Annotated in this window: 17 protein-coding genes; 10 read left to right on the top strand and 7 right to left on the bottom strand. The window is 39.2% G+C overall.

All coding sequences use genetic code 11. The features are described from left to right. Positions 1–56: 56 nt before the first annotated feature. The 4 genes from obgE to G574_RS0103560 all read left to right on the top strand — a co-directional run bounded on the left by obgE (position 57) and on the right by G574_RS0103560 (position 4,073). The gene (obgE, locus tag G574_RS0103575) at positions 57–1,370 is read left to right on the top strand and encodes a GTPase ObgE (protein WP_029690990.1); all 1,314 of its coding nucleotides are present in this window, start codon (positions 57–59) and stop codon (positions 1,368–1,370) included. Between the two features lie 463 nt (positions 1,371–1,833). Further along, on the top strand, positions 1,834–2,334 hold the full coding sequence (locus tag G574_RS10740; RefSeq protein ID WP_281167079.1) for a GNAT family N-acetyltransferase: 501 nt from the start codon (positions 1,834–1,836) through the stop codon (positions 2,332–2,334). 14 nt (positions 2,335–2,348) lie between these two features. After that, the gene (locus G574_RS11490) at positions 2,349–2,522 is read left to right on the top strand and encodes a hypothetical protein (protein WP_029690989.1); all 174 of its coding nucleotides are present in this window, start codon (positions 2,349–2,351) and stop codon (positions 2,520–2,522) included. A gap of 348 nt (positions 2,523–2,870) precedes the next feature. Next, positions 2,871–4,073: an IS110 family RNA-guided transposase gene (locus tag G574_RS0103560; protein WP_029690988.1), complete on the top strand. Its 1,203-nt coding sequence runs from the start codon at positions 2,871–2,873 to the stop codon at positions 4,071–4,073. A 309-nt stretch (positions 4,074–4,382) separates the two neighbouring features. Here G574_RS0103560 and G574_RS0103555 read toward each other — a convergent pair whose 3' ends face one another. After that, positions 4,383–6,140: a glycerophosphodiester phosphodiesterase gene (locus G574_RS0103555; protein ID WP_029690986.1), complete on the bottom strand. Its 1,758-nt coding sequence runs from the start codon at positions 6,138–6,140 to the stop codon at positions 4,383–4,385. Positions 6,141–6,203: 63 nt separating this feature from the next. Then, positions 6,204–7,709: an ATP-binding cassette domain-containing protein gene (locus G574_RS0103550; RefSeq protein ID WP_029690985.1), complete on the bottom strand. Its 1,506-nt coding sequence runs from the start codon at positions 7,707–7,709 to the stop codon at positions 6,204–6,206. Positions 7,710–7,895: 186 nt separating this feature from the next. Between G574_RS0103550 and G574_RS0103545 the strand changes: the two genes are divergently transcribed. Next, positions 7,896–8,450 (top strand): AAA family ATPase, encoded by a 555-nt coding sequence (locus G574_RS0103545; RefSeq protein WP_029690984.1) that lies wholly within the window; start codon positions 7,896–7,898, stop codon positions 8,448–8,450. 24 nt (positions 8,451–8,474) lie between these two features. Here the strand turns inward: G574_RS0103545 and G574_RS0103540 are convergent, their stop codons facing one another. Further along, positions 8,475–9,215, bottom strand: coding sequence for an amino acid ABC transporter ATP-binding protein (locus G574_RS0103540; RefSeq protein WP_029690983.1), 741 nt, complete (start codon positions 9,213–9,215; stop codon positions 8,475–8,477). Next, entirely contained in the window at positions 9,215–11,392 is a 2,178-nt protein-coding gene (locus tag G574_RS0103535; RefSeq protein ID WP_029690982.1) for an ABC transporter substrate-binding protein/permease, read from the bottom strand. The genes G574_RS0103540 and G574_RS0103535 overlap by 1 nt, the downstream gene beginning before the upstream one ends. Positions 11,393–11,609: 217 nt before the next feature. Here G574_RS0103535 and G574_RS0103530 point away from each other — a divergent pair, with 217 nt between their 5' ends. The 3 genes from G574_RS0103530 (at position 11,610) to G574_RS0103520 (ending at position 15,429) form a co-directional block, all read left to right on the top strand. Further along, positions 11,610–12,542, top strand: a complete 933-nt coding sequence (locus G574_RS0103530; RefSeq protein WP_029690981.1) for a CPBP family intramembrane glutamic endopeptidase — start codon at positions 11,610–11,612, stop codon at positions 12,540–12,542. Positions 12,543–12,733: 191 nt separating this feature from the next. Continuing rightward, the gene (gene uvrB / locus G574_RS0103525) at positions 12,734–14,725 is read left to right on the top strand and encodes an excinuclease ABC subunit UvrB (protein WP_029690980.1); all 1,992 of its coding nucleotides are present in this window, start codon (positions 12,734–12,736) and stop codon (positions 14,723–14,725) included. 38 nt (positions 14,726–14,763) lie between these two features. Next, positions 14,764–15,429, top strand: a complete 666-nt coding sequence (locus G574_RS0103520) for a GNAT family N-acetyltransferase (RefSeq protein WP_029690979.1) — start codon at positions 14,764–14,766, stop codon at positions 15,427–15,429. A 39-nt stretch (positions 15,430–15,468) separates the two neighbouring features. Here G574_RS0103520 and G574_RS0103515 read toward each other — a convergent pair whose 3' ends face one another. The 3 genes from G574_RS0103515 to G574_RS0103505 all read right to left on the bottom strand — a co-directional run bounded on the left by G574_RS0103515 (position 15,469) and on the right by G574_RS0103505 (position 19,074). Further along, on the bottom strand, positions 15,469–16,305 hold the full coding sequence (locus tag G574_RS0103515; protein WP_029690978.1) for a sugar ABC transporter permease: 837 nt from the start codon (positions 16,303–16,305) through the stop codon (positions 15,469–15,471). After that, on the bottom strand, positions 16,305–17,666 hold the full coding sequence (locus G574_RS0103510) for a carbohydrate ABC transporter permease (RefSeq protein WP_017770424.1): 1,362 nt from the start codon (positions 17,664–17,666) through the stop codon (positions 16,305–16,307). Before G574_RS0103510 ends, G574_RS0103515 begins: the two co-directional genes overlap by 1 nt. A 175-nt stretch (positions 17,667–17,841) precedes the next feature. Then, the gene (locus G574_RS0103505) at positions 17,842–19,074 is read right to left on the bottom strand and encodes an extracellular solute-binding protein (RefSeq protein WP_029690977.1); all 1,233 of its coding nucleotides are present in this window, start codon (positions 19,072–19,074) and stop codon (positions 17,842–17,844) included. Between the two features lie 208 nt (positions 19,075–19,282). Here G574_RS0103505 and G574_RS0103500 point away from each other — a divergent pair, with 208 nt between their 5' ends. Together G574_RS0103500 and G574_RS0103495 are read left to right on the top strand one after the other, a co-directional pair. Next, entirely contained in the window at positions 19,283–21,055 is a 1,773-nt protein-coding gene (locus tag G574_RS0103500) for a glycoside hydrolase family 13 protein (RefSeq protein WP_029690976.1), read from the top strand. A gap of 60 nt (positions 21,056–21,115) precedes the next feature. Continuing rightward, a complete protein-coding gene (locus tag G574_RS0103495) occupies positions 21,116–22,144 on the top strand; it encodes a LacI family DNA-binding transcriptional regulator (protein ID WP_029690975.1) in 1,029 nt (342 codons plus the stop codon). Positions 22,145–22,522: the final 378 nt, after the last annotated feature.

The following is a 22,522-nucleotide window of genomic DNA, read 5'->3' as shown; positions in this document are numbered from 1 at the left end:
GGTTAAAGGGGATTAGAATTGACGATTACCTTGACCTTCCCCTAAAAAGAAGGATTATGAGTATGTTTTTAGATACGGCCAAGATTTCAGTCAAGGCCGGTCGTGGTGGTGATGGGATGGTTGCTTTCCGCCGCGAGAAGTATGTCCCAGACGGTGGTCCATGGGGCGGTGATGGCGGCCGTGGTGGTAACGTTATTTTTGTTGTAGATGAAGGACTTCGTACCTTGATGGATTTTCGTTACAACCGTAAGTTCAAGGCTAAAGATGGCGAAAAAGGAATGACTAAAGGGATGCACGGTAAAGGTGCACAAGACTTTTATGTAAAGGTTCCCCAAGGGACAACAGTTCGTGATGCAGAGACTGGAAAAGTGCTAACTGACTTGATTGAGAATGGTCAGGAATTCGTCGTTGCCCGAGGCGGTCGAGGTGGTCGTGGTAATATTCGCTTTGCGACACCAAGAAATCCTGCACCAGAAATTGCTGAAAATGGTGAACCTGGTGAAGAACGTCAACTTGAACTTGAATTGAAAATTTTAGCAGACGTCGGTTTGGTTGGATTCCCATCAGTTGGGAAATCAACGCTATTAAGTGTTGTTTCAGCAGCTAAACCTAAGATTGGTGCTTATCACTTTACAACTATTGTGCCTAATATTGGTATGGTTCGCACCAAATCTGGTGAGAGTTTTGTCATGGCAGACTTACCAGGTTTGATCGAAGGAGCTCACCATGGTGTTGGTTTGGGAACACAGTTCTTGCGTCATATTGAGCGTACTCGTGTAATCCTTCATGTGATTGACATGTCTGCTAGTGAAGGGCGTAATCCATATGAAGATTATAAGACCATCAATCATGAGTTGGAATCATACAATTTGCGCTTGATGGAGCGTCCGCAAATTATTGTGGCTAATAAAATGGATATGCCTGAATCAGAGGAAAATTTGAAAATATTTAAAGAGCAATTGGCAAAAGACTACGATGAATTTGACGAATTGCCAATGATTTTCCCAATTTCAAGTATTGCCCACCAAGGCTTAGAAAATCTGCTTGAAGCAACGTCTGAACTCTTGGATAATACAGATGAATTCTTGCTTTATGATGAATCAGATATGCAGGATGATGAGGTATACTACGGCTTCAATCCAGATGAACGACCATTTGATATTTCACGTGATGATGATGCCACTTGGGTCCTTTCTGGTGAGAAACTTGAAAAACTCTTTGTTATGACCAATCTCGAACGAGATGAATCTCTCATGAAATTTGCCCGTCAATTGCGTGGCATGGGTGTCGATGACGCCCTTCGTCAACGTGGTGCTAAAGATGGGGACATCGTACGTATTGGCAACTTTGAATTTGAATTCGTAGACTAGTATACAAAGTCCATTAATCAGTCACAATAAAAATAGGTGATGGAATGAAGAAGCGTAGCTTCTAGGAAAATCGATCTTTTTGCATAGAAGGTAGACCGTGTTCAATGTGACTAGTGTTGGAAGCTCTTCTAGTCATAAAGGTAACTGAAGAACTGCGGTAGATACTATGGTGGACTACCTATCAATATTACGATAGTCTTTTGAATTAACTTTGATACATCGTCGTTTTCAACTTGTCGTATTCTGGAACTCTCTACATCTTAGTTCTGTGTCTGAAACCTAATTCATTTGACTATAACTACGAAAATAGTAAGATTAGCCCTTTCTCCTTTGTGTTCTATGTCATGAGTTGAGAAATGGCTAGCGAAGTGATTGACGATGTCTTTCAAAATTAGTTGGAGTTTTAACGAATGAATCACAAAGGAACAGTGCAACTCGAAACAGACCGACTGATTCTAAGGAAATTCAGTTAGAAGATGCTGAGCCCATGTTTGACAACTGTTGGTCTGAGCTTGATGTTTGGAAGTGGACAAGTTATGATGAAATGTCTTGTGTTGCTGATCTTGTAGAAAAAAATGGTTTATTCACAGATTGGTGGCTGTCCTTAAATGATCAAGCTAATCGTTATAATTGGGCCATTGTTTTACAATCAACCTCTCAACCCGTTGGTCGTATCTTTGTCATAGAGCTTAGCGAGGAAAATGCAGAACTTGAAATTACCTATGAGATAGGAAAAAAATGGTGGTATCAAGGTTTAATGACAGAAGCACTGAAAGAAATCATTCGCTTTTTGTTTGAGGATGTTCAGGTTAACCGTATCGTAGCTTATCATGCTAAGGAAAATCCTGCCTCAGGCAAAGTTATGAAAAAAGTTGGTATGACATTTTGTAAAATGGTTCCAGGTGCCTATACTTGCAATGCAGGCACTTTTGATAGTTATTACTATTCGATTGAAAATCAATAAAGCAGGAGGTTGTTATGGGAGATAAACCTATATCTTTTAAAGATAAAGATGGTAATTTTGTTTCGGCAGCCGATGTTTGGAATGCTGCCAAGTTAGAAGAACTGTTCAATCAGTTGAATCCCAATCGCAAACTGCGTTTGGAGCGTGAACGAAAGGCTAAAGAGGCCCAGCTGGATGCAGCAGAATAAAAACATACTAAGATTAGTAGTGAAGAAATCTCCGACGGGAGAGAGTACTCGCTACTTTTTCTTTATGATAAAGTAGAGGTGTCTTGTTAAGTCGAAGGGCTTTTAGGCGCTAGACGTCGCAATAAAAACTGGCAAGACACCTGCTTTAGGTAGAATTTTATCAAAGTATAGTCAAATGAATTAACTTTCAGACAAGGAACTGAGACGCGGACAGTACTTGAGTAAGGCAAGTCGAAAGTGACGATGTATCAAAGTTAATTCAAAAGACTATATGTGGGACGCTTGACGTCGTGTATTGAAAATGAAATCACTAAAACAAGGAATCATTCAAGACAAAGAGGTAATATCATGCGTGCAGTATTTGGGATTGATGTGAGTAAGGCAAGTTCGGAAGTGGCTATTGTTATCAATAGTGAGAAAATTCATGGTTATTCAATGACCAATGATGCCATCGGCTTTGCTCGGCTACTTGGCGATTTGAAAACCGTCCATAAGCCAGAAATCATCTTTGAAGCAACAGGTGTCTATTCTCGTCGTCTTCAAGCTTTTCTGGATAATCATGGCTACGCTTACACACGGCTTAATCCCTTAGAAGCTAAGAAGCAACTAGATAGCTTGCGTGTGCGGAAAACAGATCAAATTGACGCCGAAAAACTGGCTCAATCTCAATTTGTGCTGAATCGTAAATCCACCTATGTCCAAGAAGAAGTCTACCAAAACTTGCGGGATCTCAGCCGTTTCTATCAGAATCTAACCGAGGACATTGTTCGAGCTAAAAACCGTCTGCACAAGGTCTTACAAGTCACCTTCCCTGAGATAGAGAAACTCCTCTCAACACCAACTGGGGAACAATACTGGAATTTGGTGACCGCCTTTCCAAGTAAAGAGTATGTGCTAGCTTTAGACATAAATAAATTAGAAAATAGTGTTCGTTACTCGACATCAAAACATATCTCTGATAAGCGAGTATCCGCTCTAGCTGAAAAGTTACAGAACTTAGCCAAGCAATCTTATGGTGCAGTCAAGAAAACCTCTCCTGTCATTGAAGAGGTCCGTTACTATGCTCAAGAATTGCTTCGACTTTCTGAACAGAGACAAACTGTCCTAGACCAAATGGTGGAACTAGCTCAGCCATTACCAGAATACGAGATTCTTCTTTCTATCCCTGGTATCGCAGAAACTACTGCAACAAGTATTATTGGTGAACTCGGTGACATTCGCCGTTTTCAGTCCGCCAATCAAATCAATGCTTTTATCGGCATTGGCCTGAGACACTATGAGTCTGGGAACTTCCTTGCCAAGGAACACATCACCAAACGAGGAAATCCTTATGCTCGAAAGATTCTCTTCAAGTGTATTCACAATATCGCTTCAGCTAGTCACACTAATCCTTGTCATATCGCAGACTTTTATGAGAAACGAAAAAGACAATCGCAAATAGCTTCAACTAAGCCGCATACGATTGCCTCTATACATCGCCTCATAAGGACAATGTATTACCTCATCACGCATAACAAACTTTACGATTACGCTTCGACTCAAAATCAATAAAGTTGGTTATGCCATACTATTCTAACACCTTATCAAAAATTTTCAACATAAGGTGTTAATTTCGTGTACTCTTTTTGACACGAAACTTTAGTCCAAAAGAAAACAATTTCCTTATTTTGACTATTGAACTCAAAATATTTTTCAACAAATACCTTGATAGGCTTGACAAATGGTAGAAAAAAGCATGCTTGGTCCCTAAATATTTGGGAACAAGCATACTTTTTAGCTACTTTATAGTACTCTAAATTTGCAACTAGGAGCTTAAGACCAAGAGAGCAGTGCCGATTGCTTCTTATTGATTGGAAATGATCAGCGGAGATTTAAGACACGACTGAGATAAGAAAGGTAATCGGTATTGGTGATAAGATCATTCTGCTCGCGCCTAGCCATGTCAGGGTAGTCAGTAATGATTCCGTCGGCTGAGGATTGTAGGTATGATTCCAATTGTTCTTCAGTATTGATAGTCCAGATATAAATGCGTTTATTATGATCGTGGGCCTGTTTTGCGATATAGTTGGAATAAGAAAACTCTTCGATGGCATAGAAATCGACAGCTTCTGTCGCAAATGATCCCATTTGGAAAGTGATGACATGGCCGGTTTGGATGGCAGGTCTCATTTTTTCAATGTCGTGAATGACATCGAGATCAATAGACATGACCTTGTGTTTCTGGTTAGGATCTAGTTTTGCGATTTCTTTAGTAAATGCTTTAGCAAATACTTTACGATTGTTCCGTGTTGGTTTGACCTCTATCATCAGTTGAATGTCTAGCTGATTGGCTCGCTTGATGTATTCGGCTAGAGAGACAATATGGCTGGTATGTCCATTTTGCCGAACCGTCTTTCCAATAATATCTTTTGCTTGAGATTTACTGACAATGGTTGATTGACCTGCTAGTCGTTTGAGATTATCGTCGTGTCCGACTACAAATTGTTTATCTTTGGTCATGAGGACATCAATCTCAACCATATTAGCTCCAGCTTCTTTAGAAGCCTCGAGTGCTGGGATAGTATTTTCAACAGCTTTCTCAACGAAACCTCTATGAGCGATAATAGCGACATTATTGGGATTTCCCTTGTTCAATTTATCGGCATTGTAAATAAATGCACCTAAAGCAATGAGGGTATTCAAGAGAAATAAACGGATAAGGCGACTTTTCTTATGCTCCGGACTGGCTTGAACATCTATAACATCTTGGTGTTCTAAATTTAAAACAAGATAAGCAACAGAAGCTAACTTAATAATAAGATTGGTACTAAAAACAATGCCCCAAACCAGACTAAGCAAGACTGTCTGAATGAGTAATTGGGGATTCGAATGACCCAAAAAACGACTGTAGGCCAGCCCAAGAAGTAATGAAGCCAATATTAGGCCAAAGAGTGAGATAAGCAGTGTTATGATCGCTATGCCGGTTAGGGAAAAGATGGACTTACCAGAGGTCATCTGCCAGCTGGTTTTGAGATTTTCAGTGAAACGATGTTTATTTCGAGTGACTGTGAGAGGAAGAGTGTAAATAAGACGGGCATTCAGATAAAAGATCACTAAGTAAGCGATAATTAGTCCAACTTGCCCGTTTAAAGATTTTTGGAGTTCACCGGTGATAAAAGAGGGAATATATAGTTTTTCGATGAGGGCTGATGAAAAAAAGAGTGGTAAGACGGGAATGGTAAGGATAAGATAGCCTAAAAAGGTTAGAAAGTGTGGTCCTCTGATGGTGCTCAGAAAATCTCGAAAATCAGTGCTCAAGCGTTGCCATCCAAGGCGTATTGGAATATCTTTATAGCGTAGCATTTCCACTAAAAAGGAAAATTCTAAAAAGACTAAAAAAGCTAGAACCACTAGATAAATCAGCAAAAGGGCAAAAGTTACAGGATTGCTAAAAAAGCTAAAGATATTGTCAATGGACAGACCAGGGTAACCGGAAAAAATAAGGATACCACGAAAAAGCCAGGAAAGTAAGTAGGATCCACCAATAGTAATGGTCACCTGTAAAAAAGCTGTTCTAAGACTATAGGTGAGAAAATGTTTGTAAATATCATGTAAGACAGCAAGTAGTTTGATAATCATAAGATTCCTTTTATTGATAGGATTATTCTATTGTATCAAAATACCGTAATGAGAGGAAAGTGCTTAGGTTAAATATTTTAGATTTACCTTAGTTAGCTGATAATGCTTTTGACCTACTTCCATAATATAGTTTATATCATGAGATACGCTGATAATAGCACCTGGGAAGCCTTTTAGGATATGTCTGATAATCGGTTGATTAGTGGGTGAGAAGTGTCTTGTTGGTTCGTCTAAGATGAGGATATTATTACCAGCTAAAACCATTTTAGCTAGGAAGAGTTTAGCTTTTTGACCACCAGATAACGCGGTGAGAGGATGAAAAATCTCTTCAGAGGTGAAGCGTAGACTTGCTAGAAGTGTTCTTGCTTTTTCTGTTTCACCTACTTCGGTTACAAAATTAAGTGCAGAAAGATTTGGAGACATTAGTTCTTCATAATTTTGTGGCATATAGCCGACTGAAAAATCTCCTCTTTGACTAATGTTTCTTAAGATTTTTTTGAGTAATCGTGTTTTACCAATACCATTTTGCCCTGTAATAACCAACTTATCTTGTCCCTTTATCGCTAAATCAATTAGTTGACCAGTTTCCAACCTCTTTTTTTCCCAGTTGAGCACGGTTTTTTTAGCTGGGAGAGGTATGATTTCTGAAAAAAAGAGGTTAATAGCATCCATATCTTGTGGAATTTCCGTAAAATTTTCGGCTTCTTTAGCATAACGTTTTTTATGAGAAAGGACTGCTTTTAGTTTTTTGGCTAATAATCTTCCTGCAACGTCATTTGTTGTATTTCGAAGTTGATGTTCTACGTTTTGGTGGATGCGGTGGCTTCGCTCCATGCGATCTTGATGTTCCTCTCGTTCTTTGTTGGCACGTTTGAGTTGCCGCTCAAAAGTCAGTTTACGCTGTTCTTTATAATCTTTATAGTTTCCCTTAAAATAATTAGCGCGTGGTGCTGTACGTTTTTTTAGTAGTTCAAGATGAAGGATAGCAGTAGCTGTTTTTTCTAGAAAAGCTTCGTCGTGAGAAATAAAAATAATCGTTTTATCAGATTGAGCAATAAAAGTTTCCAACCAATTAAGGCTCTCTAAGTCTAAATCACTTGACGGCTCATCTAATACTAGTAAATCTGGGTCTTCGGCTATCATTTTTAGGAACTGTATTTTTAATTTTTCACCTCCTGATAAGCTGGCTAATGTTTGATGGTTAGATTCAAACATTTCTATATCAATATGGAAACGATTCGCCATTTTATAAAATACCGAAAAATCAAAAAGACTGTAGTCTATATCTTGATAAAGAAAATCTGTTACACTCTGATTTAATTGAGTAGTTGAGAGATGTTGTGGCAGGTAACCGATATGAAGAAAATGATTGATGACTTTTCCTTGAATCTTAAGATACTCTGTGACAGTATTAGGATCAATGATAGCCTTGATTAGACTTGATTTACCTGTTCCTTCCTCACCAATGATGGCTAATTTATCGCCTTTATTAACAACTAAATCGAGGTCTTTGACTAGGTCTTGTAAATCTTTTTGTTGCGTCAGTGTTAAATGCTGTATTTGTAACATAAATGCCTCCTTTAAACAAACTAAAAACTCTCTGCTTTATCAAGTAGAGAGTTTGGGTATGCAAAGAGACCTGAAAAACATGTAAGCCAGGAATAGAAGAGCACACTAAAAAACAAAACTTGATAAAGCTATCCCATTTTGTTCTTTAGTGAATCATGTGCTCCTTACCTCCAAGATATGATTAAGGTGACTATACCATATTTTGAAATCGCTGTCAATATTTGGTATGATAAGGATATGAAAAAAGTTATTATTATTGGGTGTCCTGGTTCAGGAAAGTCAACCTTAGCTAGGAAACTCTCTCATATCACTAAACTCCCCCTTTATCACTTGGACTTGATGAATTGGCAGCCTAATAAGACAACTGTAGAAAGAGATTTATTTATAGAACGCCAAATGAAGGTACTTAATCAAGAAGCTTGGATTATTGATGGTAATTACGGCAGTAGCTTAGAGTTACGTTTTAAAGCATGTGATACCATTGTCTTTTTGGATTACCCATTGGAGGTCTGTCTAGAAGGCGTAATGAATAGAGTAGGAACTGTTCGGCCGGATATGCCCTGGGTTGAAGAAACGCTAGACGATGACTTTTTGGATTTCATCAAAGGCTTCCCCAAGACGAATCGTCCTAAAATAGTAGCCTTAATCAATCGCTATTCGAATAAGACCTGTTTTCATTTGAAAAGCAGAGAAGAAGCTAATACTTTTTTACAGACAATAGAAAAATCATTCCAATCGTAAAACTGGAATGATTTTTTGCTTATATTAGTGACTAAGAACTTTATCAAGGAAGTCTTTTAGTCGTGGATGTTGTGGGTTATCAAAGATTTGTTCTGGCGTACCATCTTCGATAAATTGACCACCATCTGTAAAGATTACTCGGTTAGCTACTTGACGGGCAAAGCCCATTTCGTGAGTAACGATTAACATGGTCATACCTTGGTTAGCCAAATCACGCATAACGTTTAAAACGTCACCGACCATCTCAGGGTCAAGAGCAGAAGTTGGTTCATCAAAGAGCATGATATCAGGATTCATAGCTAGTGAGCGCGCAATGGCTACACGTTGCTTTTGTCCTCCTGAAAGACTGGCTGGAAGGGCGTCACGTTTTTCAGCTAGACCAACTTTTTCAAGCAAGTCCATGCCTTGTTTTTCGGCCTCTGCCTTGCCCAATTTGCCAAGTTCAATTGGAGCAAACATGATATTTTCAAGAACTGTCATGTGTGGGAATAAATTGAAGTGTTGAAAAACCATCCCGATATTCTCACGCGCTTTGTCAATGTTAGCCTTAGGATCTGAGAGTTCATACCCATCAATGATGACCTTACCACTGGTAATACCTTCTAAAAGATTGAGGGTTCTCAAAAAAGTTGATTTTCCTGAACCAGAAGGACCAATGATACAAACCACATCACCTTCATAAAATTTAGCATCGATACCTTTTAGGACTTCATTATCACCATAGGATTTGTGCAAATCTTGGACATCAATTTTTAATTCTGCCATTATTTAAGCCTCTTTTCTAGACGTTTTGCTAACTTAGTCAATAGAGTAATGATGACTAGGTAAATGATTGCAAGGATTGCATACATACGGAATGATTGGTAGTTACGTGCAATGATAATTTTACCAGTTTGGAAGAGTTCCACCAAACCAATAGCTGATACGATAGTAGTGTCCTTTAAGGAAATGACAAATTGGTTGATGAAGTTTGGAAGCATCAGTTTAACGGCCTGTGGTAAGACAACCTTGCGCATCGTGGTTTTGTAAGGAACACCAAGACTTCGGCTGGCTTCCATTTGTCCAATAGGAACGGCCTCGATACCACCGCGGACGATTTCAGCAATGTAAGCACCACCATTTAGGGAAAGGGCAATGGTAGCAGCGACAAAATCGTTGATTGGTGATTGTTTTCCTGTAACACTTTCAATAAGGTTTGGAATACCCCAGAAGATAAAAGCAGCAACAATCATCAATGGAATACCACGTACTACATCAACAAAGACAGATGAGATCACACGTAGGGTCTTGTTAGGTGCTACAGCCATCATACCAAAGATGATTCCGATAATCATGGCAATGGCAAAGGAAATGAGGGTTAGGCTGAGAGTTGTGCCAAGACCAGATAATAGCTGTTTGTAGTTGTTGCTGATTAGACCAGAGATGGTTGTCTCATCGACTGTCTTTGCCTGCTCTGTTTCGGATGTCGAAGTGCTCAAATATTTCTTGACCAAATCATCGTAAGTGTCATCTTCTTTTAGAGCTGCCAAACCATTATTGAACATTTCGATCAATTCTGGATTGGCGCCTTTTTTAACAGCAAAGCCAACTTGTCCTGAAGGTTCCCCTTTGATAGGTGTCTCAAATTGACGCCCCTGTTCGATAGCATAAGCCAAAACTGGCTCATCGTCCATAAGCGCATCAATCGATCCAGAATTCAAACTATCATACATTGTTGATGCTTCATCAAAAGCCTTGAGCTGATAGCCGTAGCTATCCTTGTTTTTAGCTAAGAAATCGTATGAAGAAGTACCGTTTTTAGCTCCGACAGTTTTGCCTTTGAGGTCTTCATATGAAGCAATATCGCTCCCCTTTTTGATAGCTAAGATGATGTTAGTCGTGTAGTAAGGATCTGAGAAATCAAAGGTACCTTTACGTTCTTCAGTGATGGTCATCCCAGCGATAGCAGCATCGGCTTGACTAGACTGAACGGCATTTAAGGCAGCATCGAAGCCGACATTATTAATTTTGATTGTGAAACCTTGTTGTTTGGCGATGGCCTTGATCAAGTCCATATCAAATCCAGTGTACTCACCAGCGTCGTTTTGGTATTCGAAAGGGGCAAATGAGGTATCTGAAGCAATGATATATTGATCTTTTTGAGGTTGGGCTTTAGCCTTGGCATCACCGGTTGAAATGAGCTCACCAGATGCGGCTTCATCACCTAGCCATTTGGACATGATTTGGTCATAAGTGCCATCTTTTTTCATATCAGCCAGAGCTTGGTTGAAATCGTCAACTAGATATTCGTATTTGCTTCCTTTTTTGACAGCAAAAGCAAAGCTTCCGACTTCTTCACCATCCATATTGATCGCGTAGTCTTTACCTTGTTTGATAGCATATTGGACAACGGGTTGATCATCCATAGCAGCGTCAATGGAACCAGAGTCAAGACTATTATTCATTAGATCGCCAGTATCAAAGGTTTTAACGCTATAGCCATATTTCGTTTTGTTTTCATCTAAGAAGGCTTGCGCAGCCGTTCCATTTTTGACACCAACAGTTTTGCCCTTTAATTGGCTATACTTCGAAATGTCGTGCCCTTTTTTGGTATATAGGACAACAGCTGTATCATAGTAGGTATCTGAGAAGGTAAATACTTTTTGACGAGCTTCAGTAACTGTTGTACCAGCCATCAAGGCGTCTGCTTGGCCAGCTTGTACAGCATTTACTGCGGCATCAAAGCCAGGAAAAGTCATATTAATATCCCAATTCTTACGTTTGGCAACTTCATTAATAATATCAACATCGATACCTTTGTAAGTTTGGTCGGAATCTTTGAATTCAAATGGTGCATAAGCGGTGTCAGAGACAACGTCAATCGTATCAGCAGCGACACGAGCACCGAACACAAAGAAAACAGAAAAAAGTGCCAATATAATGGCTTTACATTTCGTCTTCATGTTCATCTCCTTAAATAAAAAAATTATAGCTCATTATAGCAAAATCTTTAAAAAATAGCAAGATTTTAAGGAAGTGGTGTTACAAAACCTAACATCACGACGATAGATTTCTATAGAAATCTATCAAAATGGTAATAATACAAAGAAAACGTGCAAATTATGCGTTCTTTTTAAAATAATATTATAATGAATATAGTAAATTAAAGGAGTTTTAAATATGAAGAAAATGCTTTCCAATCCAAAACAGTTTGAGCGCTATCATAGATGGCCAACCTGGTTGCTGGTACTTTTGGGTTGTGGAATGATCGAAGGATTCTTTTTTTTGGGTACTCTTATCTTTGGGATAATTGTCGGTATTATATTTTGGGGATTCCTTCTTGTCTTTGGACAGCTACAGAATGCTGAACTTTCTAAACTTGTGTATAGCTTACATGTTGAACTATTAGCCTTTGCTTCTGTCGCTATGCTGCTTTTGGCATGGGTAAAATGGGTGGAAAAACGCTCCATAGTTACCTTGGGCTTTTACAAGGAAAAGTGGTTTAAAGAATTACTTCTTGGTTTTGGTCTTGGTACGATTCAGTTTAGTCTTTCACTTTTACTAGTTTGTCTACTAGGTGGAAGCTATTTTCAAACTGTTGACTTCTCAGCTACCACCTTGCTTTTTGTCATTTCCATTATTCCTTTCTGGTTAATTCAAGGCGGTACTGAAGAACTCCTAACGCGTGGTTGGTTGCTTCCTTTGATAAATAGTCGTCTTGGCATTTCAGCTGCTGTTGGTTTATCCAGTCTCTTATTTGGACTCATACATCTGGGAAACGACCATGTTACCTTCTTGTCTATTTTAGATCTTGTTTTATCAGGAATTATGATGGCTCTATACATGCTTTATCGTGATAACCTTTGGAGTGTTGTTGGACTTCATGGGGCTTGGAATTTTGTCCAAGGCAATATTTATGGTATTGAAGTATCAGGCAAAAAAACAGGTCCCTCGATTTTTCATTTTGTGAATAATCCCAATGCTCCTGACTGGCTATCAGGCGGATACTTTGGTACGGAAGGGAGTTTGATTACTTGTTTGGTCGAAGTTTGCTTTATGTTAGGAATTCTTTATCTCATAAAGAGACAACAAAGACAGACAGGATCAGTATAGTTATACTTTTCGAAAATCAAAAGCAGACTTTGTTGACTTGATTTGATGACCTTCAGGTCTATCTGCTATCTGTGTCGCCTAGTCTGCTTTTGATTTTCATTGAGTATTAGTTAAGGATTGGATGAGAACGCAATCCTTTTTTAAAAACTTTTTTTCCTATTAAAAGGAAGTGCTATGATAAAATAGAAAACATGATAGATAGACAAGAACATAATACCTTTAAGCTAGTTTCTAAATACCAACCTTCCGGAGATCAACCGAAAGCTATCGAGACTCTGGTTGACAATATCGAAGGTGGTGAGAAGGCTCAGATTTTACTGGGGGCCACAGGAACGGGAAAAACCTATACCATGAGTCAAGTGATCAGTAAGGTCAATAAACCAACACTGGTCATTGCGCATAATAAAACTTTGGCTGGTCAGCTCTATGGGGAGTTTAAAGAATTTTTCCCGGATAACGCTGTTGAGTACTTTGTCTCCTACTATGATTATTACCAACCAGAGGCTTATGTGCCTTCTTCAGATACTTATATTGAGAAAGATTCTTCGGTCAATGACGAGATTGATAAATTGAGGCATTCGGCGACGTCAGCTCTTTTAGAGCGTAATGATGTCATTGTTGTGGCCTCTGTCTCATGTATCTATGGTTTAGGTTCGCCAAAGGAGTATGCTGATTCTGCTGTTTCTTTACGTCCAGGTCAGGAAATTTCAAGGGATCAACTGCTTAATCAATTGGTAGATATTCAGTTTGAGCGTAATGATATTGATTTTCAACGGGGACGTTTTCGTGTACGCGGAGATGTGGTGGAAATTTTTCCAGCTTCTCGTGACGAACATGCCTTTCGTGTAGAATTTTTCGGTGATGAAATTGACCGTATCCGAGAAATTGAGAGTTTAACAGGAAAAAACCTAGGTGACGTCGACCATTTGGTACTCTTTCCTGCGACTCACTTTGTAACCAATGATGAGCACATGGAGCAATCCATTGCTAAAATTCAAGCAGAATTGGAAGACCAGCTAAAAGTCTTTGAAGCAGAAGGCAAACTGCTGGAAGCCCAACGTCTCAAACAGCGTACGGAATACGATATTGAAATGCTGCGAGAAATGGGTTACACCAACGGTGTCGAAAACTACTCTCGTCATATGGATGGCCGTAGCGAGGGAGAACCACCTTACACGCTTCTTGATTTCTTCCCAGAGGACTTTCTGATTATGATTGATGAGAGTCACATGACCATGGGACAAATCAAAGGCATGTATAATGGTGACCGGTCGCGTAAGCAGATGTTAGTGGACTATGGTTTTCGGTTGCCGTCGGCTTTGGATAATCGACCTCTTCGTCGTGAAGAATTTGAAAGCCATGTGCATCAGATTGTTTATGTGTCTGCGACGCCAGGTGATTATGAAAATGAACAGACTGAGACGGTTATCGAGCAAATCATTCGTCCGACAGGCCTCTTAGACCCAGAAGTGGAAGTCCGTCCAACCATGGGACAAATGGATGATCTTCTGGAAGAAATCACCATCCGTGCTGAAAAAGGCGAGCGTACCTTTATCACGACCTTGACCAAAAAGATGGCGGAAGATTTGACGGATTATCTGAAAGAAATGGGTGTCAAGGTTAAATACATGCATTCGGACATTAAGACCTTAGAACGGACGGAAATTATTCGTGATCTTCGTTTGGGTGTCTTTGATGTGCTAATCGGGATTAACTTGCTCCGTGAAGGGATTGATGTGCCAGAGGTTAGTCTGGTCGCTATCTTGGATGCTGATAAGGAAGGTTTCCTCCGCAATGAGCGAGGGCTTATTCAGACCATTGGACGTGCCGCGCGTAATTCAGAAGGCCATGTCATCATGTATGCGGATAAAATCACCGAATCTATGCAACGTGCCATGGACGAAACAGCCCGTCGTCGTGAGATTCAGATACGGTACAATGAAGAACATGGCATTGTGCCGCAAACCATCAAGAAAGACATTCGTGATTTGATTGCCATTTCCAAAGCTGCCGATTCAGATGTAGCTGAAGAAACGGTTGATTACACCGCTATGACTAAATCCGAACGTCAAGAAGCTATTAAAAAATTGCAAAAACAAATGCAAGAAGCTGCCGAATTGCTTGATTTTGAATTAGCAGCTCAAATCCGCGATATGGTTTTAGAGTTGAAAGCCATGGATTAAAAGGAGAATTTATGCCACAAAATGCTTTTGGTCAATGGATTGGTGAGCCTTTGGAAAATGCTTCTGAAGGCCAATACCCTCATATTGATGTCTTACCTGGACAAAGTGTTCGTGTCGAGAAAATCAGAGATAGCCATTTTGATGATCTTTTTAAGGTTTATAGCTGTTTAACATCTCCAGAAAAGTTTACCTACATACCTTTTGAGCCATTTGACAATAAGGATGCCTTTCGTGATTTCTTTAAGATACTATTATCATCCAAAGATCCTTATTACCTAGCCATTGTTGACCAATCGTCGGGTAAGGCTGTAGGTACCTTCTCCCTGATGCGTATTGATACTAAGAACCGTGTCGCTGAAATGGGCTGGGTGCTTTATTCAGATTTTCTGCAGAAAACTAAAATGGCGACAGAAGCGCAATATCTAGTCATGGCCTATGTTTTTGAACAATTACAGTATCGTCGCTACGAATGGAAATGTGACTCTCTCAATCAGGCTTCTAAAGCTTCAGCCGAGAGGTTAGGGTTCACCTATGAGGGATGCTTTAGACAGGCTGTGATTTACAAAAACCGTAACCGAGATACGGATTGGTATTCCATTATAGATCAAGAGTGGCCAGAGAAGAAAAAACGATTGGAAACCTGGTTAGATGATAGTAACTTTGATGCTGAAGGAAAGCAAATCAGGTCGCTTAGAGAATATTAGTAACAAAAAATGCTTTGGAAAAACTCCAAAGCATTTTTCTTATTTAACAGAACCGCCTGTGATGCCTTCGACGTAGTATTTTTGCATAAACATAAAGAGAAGGGTAATCGGTACGGCGATGAGGACGGAACCGGCTGTGAAAGACATGAACCATTTATTGATGGTATCGGGTTGCAACATGGAGAAGAGACCAATCGCAACAGTGTATTTGCTTGTGGCATCACCTAGGATGACCTGTGCAAAGATGAAGTCCATCCATGGACCAATGAAAGCCATCAAAGCAGTATAAACAATAATGGGTTTTGACAGTGGTAAGGTGATTTTAAAGAAGATGTCTTTACGAGTTGCTCCATCAATCATGGCAGATTCATCTAAAGAATAAGGAATGGTATCAAAGAAACCTTTGGCAATGTAAAAACCAAGAGCTGCTCCAGAGGAATAAACCAAAACCAAAGCTGTTAAAGATTGGGTAAGATTAAGAGCCTTAAGGATATAGTAAACGGCAATCATACTCATAAAACCTGGGAACATGTTCAAGACCAGTGCCAGTTTTAAGAAACCATTACGGAATTTAAATTTAATACGACTGAGTGAGTAGGCCATGGCAACTGTGATAAAGGTTGAAATGATGCATGTTGCAGTGGCAACAATCAAGGTATTAAGGAACCATTGACCAAAAGGAAAGGAGGAGTTGGTAAAGAGCATGGTGTAGTTTTCCAAAGTCCATATTTTGGGAATGAAGTAAGAGACATAGGCTGTTCCTTCACCACGAAAACTGGTTAGAATAACCCAAGCGATGGGAAAGAGCCAGATAATGGAAAGTACGATTAAGAGGGTGTAGACAAACCCTAATTGCATACGGCGTTTAGATTTCATTATTTAGCAACTCCTTCCTTGTATGATGCAGTTCGTGTATAAGCCAGCAAGCTAAAGATTGCTGAGAGGACGAAGATGAGGATACCAATAACAGAAGCCAGGTTATAGTCTGCGGCTGTTACAGTCAATTTGTAGAGCCAGGTTACCAAGAGATCGGTTGATCCAGCTTGGTAAAATTCGGAATTAACAGGACCACCACCAGTGAGGAGGTAAATGACATTAAAGTTGTTGATGTTACCAATAAATTGTTGAATCAAGGTTGGGGTCATAATCAAGAGAATTTGTGGGAAAGTGATGGATTTAAAGATTTGAAATTTACTTGCCCCATCAATTTCGGCAGCTTCAATTTGCTCTTGTGGGAGGTTCATGATGATACCAGTAGCCACTAGCATAGTGACTGGAATACCTACCCACATATTGACGAAGATAATCGAAAACTTGGCCCAAGTTGGATCAGATAAGAAAGGAAGGCCGTTTTCAATCAATCCTATTTTTTGCAAAAGTACATTAAGCGGTCCTTCGTCGTTGAGCAAGTTACGCATGATCAAAAGGGAGATAAATTGTGGGACAGCCATGGTGATAACAAAGATTGTCCGCCACATTTTCTTGAATTTAAGTCCCTTAGTGTTAATCAAAAGAGCTAAAAGAATACCAAAGAAGAAGTTGGTAACGGTAGCAAAAACAGCCCAGATCAAGGTCCATGAGAGGACTGGGAAGAAAGTACCTGCCATACGACCGCTAAGAATATTACCAAAGTTGGTAAAACCTACCCAATCAAAGAGTGATTTTGGTGGCAAATGATTATGGTCGTAGTTGGTGAATGCTAAGGAAATCATGTAAATCAAAGGCAAAATGGTAAATAGCAGTACACCAATCATAGGAATTGCCATTAGAGTCATATGGAAACGCCCGTTAGAAAGTGTTTCAACATCTTCTTTGAAACTTGGAATTTTCGCTTTTTCACGTTTGATCACGTAAAGGTTTCGCGCACTCTTGAGATTACACCAGTAAATGTAGGCAAAGACCAAACAGAAAATAATAGAAGCTAATCCGAAGATAAGCATGAGCATAGAGTTGTCACCTTCGACAGCAACAGATATTTCAATGCCATTAACTGTCTTTGTCGTCATTCCCTGTTCCTTGGTTCCTAGAGTGATTAGTCCGCCTAATGCAGGAATCACCTGAGTTACCAAGGAGATAAGAAAAGCAATCTCTGTACCTAAGAATAAGAGGCCTTTAATGATTTGCTTATTAGCCAGATTGGCAAAGCCCATGATAATAGCTGAGAGTTTAATGTCCCATCCACCTTTTTTAAGGGCTTCTGTGACACTAACATCTTCAAAAAAGAGGGACCTAGTCATAAAATGTCTCCTTAAAATAATCGAATTTCTACTGGATAAATCCACAAAAGGATAGGTTTTGGGAGATTTAGCGAATAGGAATTCTGAAACAATAAAAGGTGGAGGGAATCTCACAACAAAAGTGTTGGAGTCGATCTCCACCTGCGGGTTGATTGTGATTCGGAATGTAATCAGATTATTTAGCGTCTGCTAAATCTTTATCAAGTTGTTCGAGTTTTTTGAGGTAATCGCTCTCTTTGATTTTACCGTTGTAAGTATCGCTGAGCACAGCTGCACTTTCAGTCCAGAATGCAGTCATTTGGCTGAGTTTTGGCATAACAACAGTATAATCTTCAGAAGATCCCATCGTAATGACTGTTTTAGCCAATTGATCATCTTGAACATCGTCTGATTCCTGTACTTCTTTATTAGAAGGAACAATAGAGCGTTCTTCAAATTGGTTCTCTTGGCTATCAGCACTTGTCAAGTATGATGCTAATTGATAACTTGCTGCGATGCGTTCAGCATCGCCATCTGCAGGCGCTTGGTTTACGGCATAAAGTTTAACACCAAGGAAGGCTTTTTGTTGCACATCTTCACCACCGATATTTACTGTTGGATAAGCAGCAACGCCAAGTTTATCTTCGCCAACGGATTCTTTAGCTGTTTCGTAATCCCATGGTCCTGATTCAAAAGCAGCGATTGAGCCATCACCAAATTTAGACATGGTGTTATTAGCATCTACGTTAACAAATCCCTTATTATCTTTTTGGCTGGCAATCCATTTCAAGACATTAACACCAGCTTCGTTACCCCAGTTAGTCCCTTTAACATCTTCACCGTTTTCACCGAAGAGAGTATTACCAACTGACATGAAGAGAGGAGCGATGTGATAAGCATTAACTTCTTTTAGGTTAGCACCAAAAGTAGCGTTTTCAGTAATGCTCTCATAAGATTTCACTTGATCTTCAGAAAGTTTTTCTTTGTTATAGTAAAGGACTTGGGATTCGATACCAAATGGGAAGGCATAGGTTTTCCCTTTGTACTGCGCACCAGTAAGAGCTTGGTCTGTTGAATCATCTTTGACTTCTTTAGCGTATTTTTTAGGTAATTCTTGAATAGCACCTGACTCAACTAGTTGACCGAGTTGGTCGTGTGGAAGTGAGAAGACGTCAGCAGCAGCGCTAGGGTCTTTTTTGATTTTTTCTTGTGCTTTTGGATCTTCTGATTCAACGATTTTTACTTTGAAGCCAGAATCTTTTTCAAAATCTTTAACAACTTTTTGATAAGACTTTTTAGCTCCAGTTGGAACCCAAAGTTTAATCGTGTTTTTAGAAGCAGCATTGACGGGTGCTGAATCTAAAACAAGGGCTCCCCCAACAAGTGAAAGGCTAGCTCCAAATAATGCGACTTTTTGCCATGATTTCATAGCGATTTCCTCCTAAGAAAATTCTTTATGACTCTATTATGCAATCGCTTGCAAGAATTGTCAAGTCATATTTGACAAAAATCAAAAAAATTTTTGAAACTCCCTATTTTTAAGGCTTTTTAAGTTCAAAAAGACTATAACTTTGAGCAATCGCTTGCGCTAGTTTAGAAAATTTGTATAATAGATTTAAAAAAAGAAAGGATTTTTTATGACATCACGAGCACTTATTTTTGCTAGTTTTCATCATAGACCGGATAGTGAGATGGCCTATATCTATAAAAATGGTCAACTTCATATTAGGTTTTCAGCTGCTATTCAAATGATTAAAAGGGTTGAATTGATGGGTGGTGATCCTTATCTATTAAAGAAATGGCAATGGTATAAGGATGCTACTCTAGTTCCTTCAGTTGAAGAAACGAGTCACACTTGTTTTTATCAAGTTGAGATTGAGCCAGTCTTTAAACGCTTATCCTATGTTTTTAGGATAACCTTACAGGATGATTCTAGATGGCTTTATACGGACAGAGGAATTTTTCCAGATAAAGAAGAGATTCTATTGATGGAAGAGATTTACTTCAGATTTCCTTTTGTGCATGATAATAGTGGTTATGAGATTCCCGAGTGGGTTCGGCACACGGTTTGGTATCAAATCTTTCCAGAACGCTTTGCTAATGGCGATAGAAGAAACGACCCTGATGGTGTGCTAGCATGGAATTCTAAGAGGAAGCCAAAATACAATGATTTTTTTGGTGGTGATTTACAAGGGATTTTAGACCATTTAGATTACTTAGAAGAACTTGGCATTAATGGGATTTACCTCTGCCCAATCTTTACTGCTCAAACTAATCATAAGTATGATACTATCGATTATTTTGAGATAGACCCACATTTTGGCGATAAACATTTATTAAAAAAACTCATTGATGCCTGCCATTCTCGTGGGATGAAAGTGATGCTAGACGCGGTCTTTAATCATTTGGGTTATTATGCTAAGGAGTGGCAAGATGTTTTGAAGCAGGGGGCATCCTCTCCTTATAAGGAATGGTTTCATATTCGAGATTTTCCATTGCGAGCACCAAGGCTGACTGATGCAAAGTCAGCAAGGGTTAGTTATGATACCTTTGCTTTCGCTAGCAATATGCCCAAGTTAAATACCAGTCATCCAAAAGTTTGCCAACACCTCTTAGCTGTCGCTAGGTATTGGATAGAAGCCTTTGATATTGATGGTTGGCGTCTTGATGTTGCTAATGAAATAGACCATGAGTTTTGGCGAGATTTTCGAAACACTTGTCATGATGCTAAAAAGGATTTTTATATCCTAGGTGAAATTTGGCATTCTTCTCAAAGTTGGCTTATGGGAGACCAGTTTGATGCTGTCATGAATTATGGCTTTACAGATGCTATTCTTCATTATTTTGCTGATGATAGTTTTAGTAGTGAAGAGTTTATGCATGAATTGGCTAGACAGCGGATGCTTTATCGTGAGCAAACAAACCAAGTAATGTTGAATTTAGCTACGTCACATGATACCCCAAGATTACTTTATCGTTGTCAAGGTAATAAGGAGCTTATGAAACAAGTCCTTGCTTTTATTTTCTTACAGAAAGGCAGTCCCGGAATTTATTATGGTGACGAGGTTGGATTATCCGGTGGACCAGATCCTGATAACCGTCGCTGCATGCCATGGGACAAGACACAGCAAGATTTACATCTATTTGCTTTTTATCAAGAACTTATTGCCTTTCGAAAGAAATTTAGTGATCACTTGAGTTTGGGACACTTAAATTTTGACCGAGAGAAATCACAAAATGGCTTGCTTGTCTTTTCCATAAACTATCAGGATACAGAACTAGTCGCTTACTTTAATAAAAAGGAAGAGCAAACGCTTGCTGTTGAAGAAACATTATTACAACAGGGTTTTGAAAATAAAATCTTAAGAGAAAATGGTTTTGTCATTGCAAAAAGTGGCAAAAGTCATTGAAAACGATTGTGAAGTGGTGTAAACTAGAACAATCAAAAGAAAAGATAAAGGGGTTAGGTCATGGCTACCATAAAAGATGTCGCAGAAAGAGCTGGTGTAAACCCATCAACTGTTAGTCGAGTTCTCAAAGATAATCGTTCTATTTCACAGAAAACCAAAGACAAGGTCAGAAAAGCCATGGCTGAATTGGGTTATGTGCCTAATGTTGCTGCTCAAATGTTAGCCAGTGGTCTGACCCACAATATTGGATTGGTTTTTCCACCATTGGCAACACCAGACCGCTTAAGTGAACCCTTCTTTATGCGGATTCTATCGACAATTACGCATGAAGCAAAATTGAAAGATTTCACCATTTCTATTGCAACTGGTAAGTCCCTAGATGATTTGTTGGAACAAGTTACTTTGATGCATCAGCAAAAACGTGTCGATGGGTTTATTATCTTATACTCTGATCAAGAGGATCCGATAAAGACTTACCTACTTCAAAATAACATTCCTTTTGTGATTGTGGGTGCCCCTGAGGGGAATGATGAGCAGATCACATATATTAATAATGATAACCAGCTTATGGGTCGTACAGCTGTAGAGTACTTGCATGACAAGGGACATGATAATATCTTTTTTGTCACAGATGATTTGAAGTCAGAATTGGCTTCGGAAAGGTTTATGGGCTATGTCAAAGGGATGTTGAGGCTTGACCTCGCTTATCGCCCAATGGTCTTGTTTGATCCTTCTGATGCGAAAAAGGTAGATGAGTTGATGACAGCTATTGAGGAAGCTAAGCCAAGTGCCCTAGTCGTCATCTCTGACCGTGTTACCATCCGTCTGATGCAACTATTGTCCTACTATCAACTTAAGGTGCCAGACGATATCTCGATCATTACCTTTAATGATTCGATCTTTTCAACTTTGATACATCCCTATCTAACAACATTTGATGTCCATATCGATCATTTAGGAGAAGCAAGCTTCAAAAGGTTACTGGAAATCATTCAGTCGACAACGGAACCTGAATGTGAACAAATTATTGTTCCTTTCACCTTGAAAGAAAGGGAATCCATTCGTAACAGACGGTCTTTATCACAATAAGAGCGCAGATTGGACGCAATGTCTCCTTAAATTAGTTGCGTTCTTGACACGATACTAATAAATTATAGATGAACCCCTTTGAGATATAGCTGAGCTTGTATCCCAGAGGTTTTTTGTCGTGGTGATATGAGTAATCATAACATTATACCTACAGTAAGCATGAATAATATCATTTAAAGCAAAAATCTAGTATCTATGCAAACGTTATCATAAAAACAGTTTATTCGAGTGTTATAAGGCTCTGCTAGTGGCTTCAAAAAGTTACTACAGATCTGTTTTTGTTAAGGGATTAAAGCTATTTTTAACTTTTTTTCGAAAAATCGTTGACTTACGCAAGCGTTTGCGTTATGATTTGTATATCACAACAAAGGAAAGGGA

This window comes from Streptococcus hyovaginalis DSM 12219 (genome assembly GCF_000420785.1).
Classification (GTDB): Bacteria; Bacillota; Bacilli; order Lactobacillales; family Streptococcaceae; genus Streptococcus; species Streptococcus hyovaginalis.
This window is presented reverse-complemented; position numbering and strand designations above follow the sequence as displayed.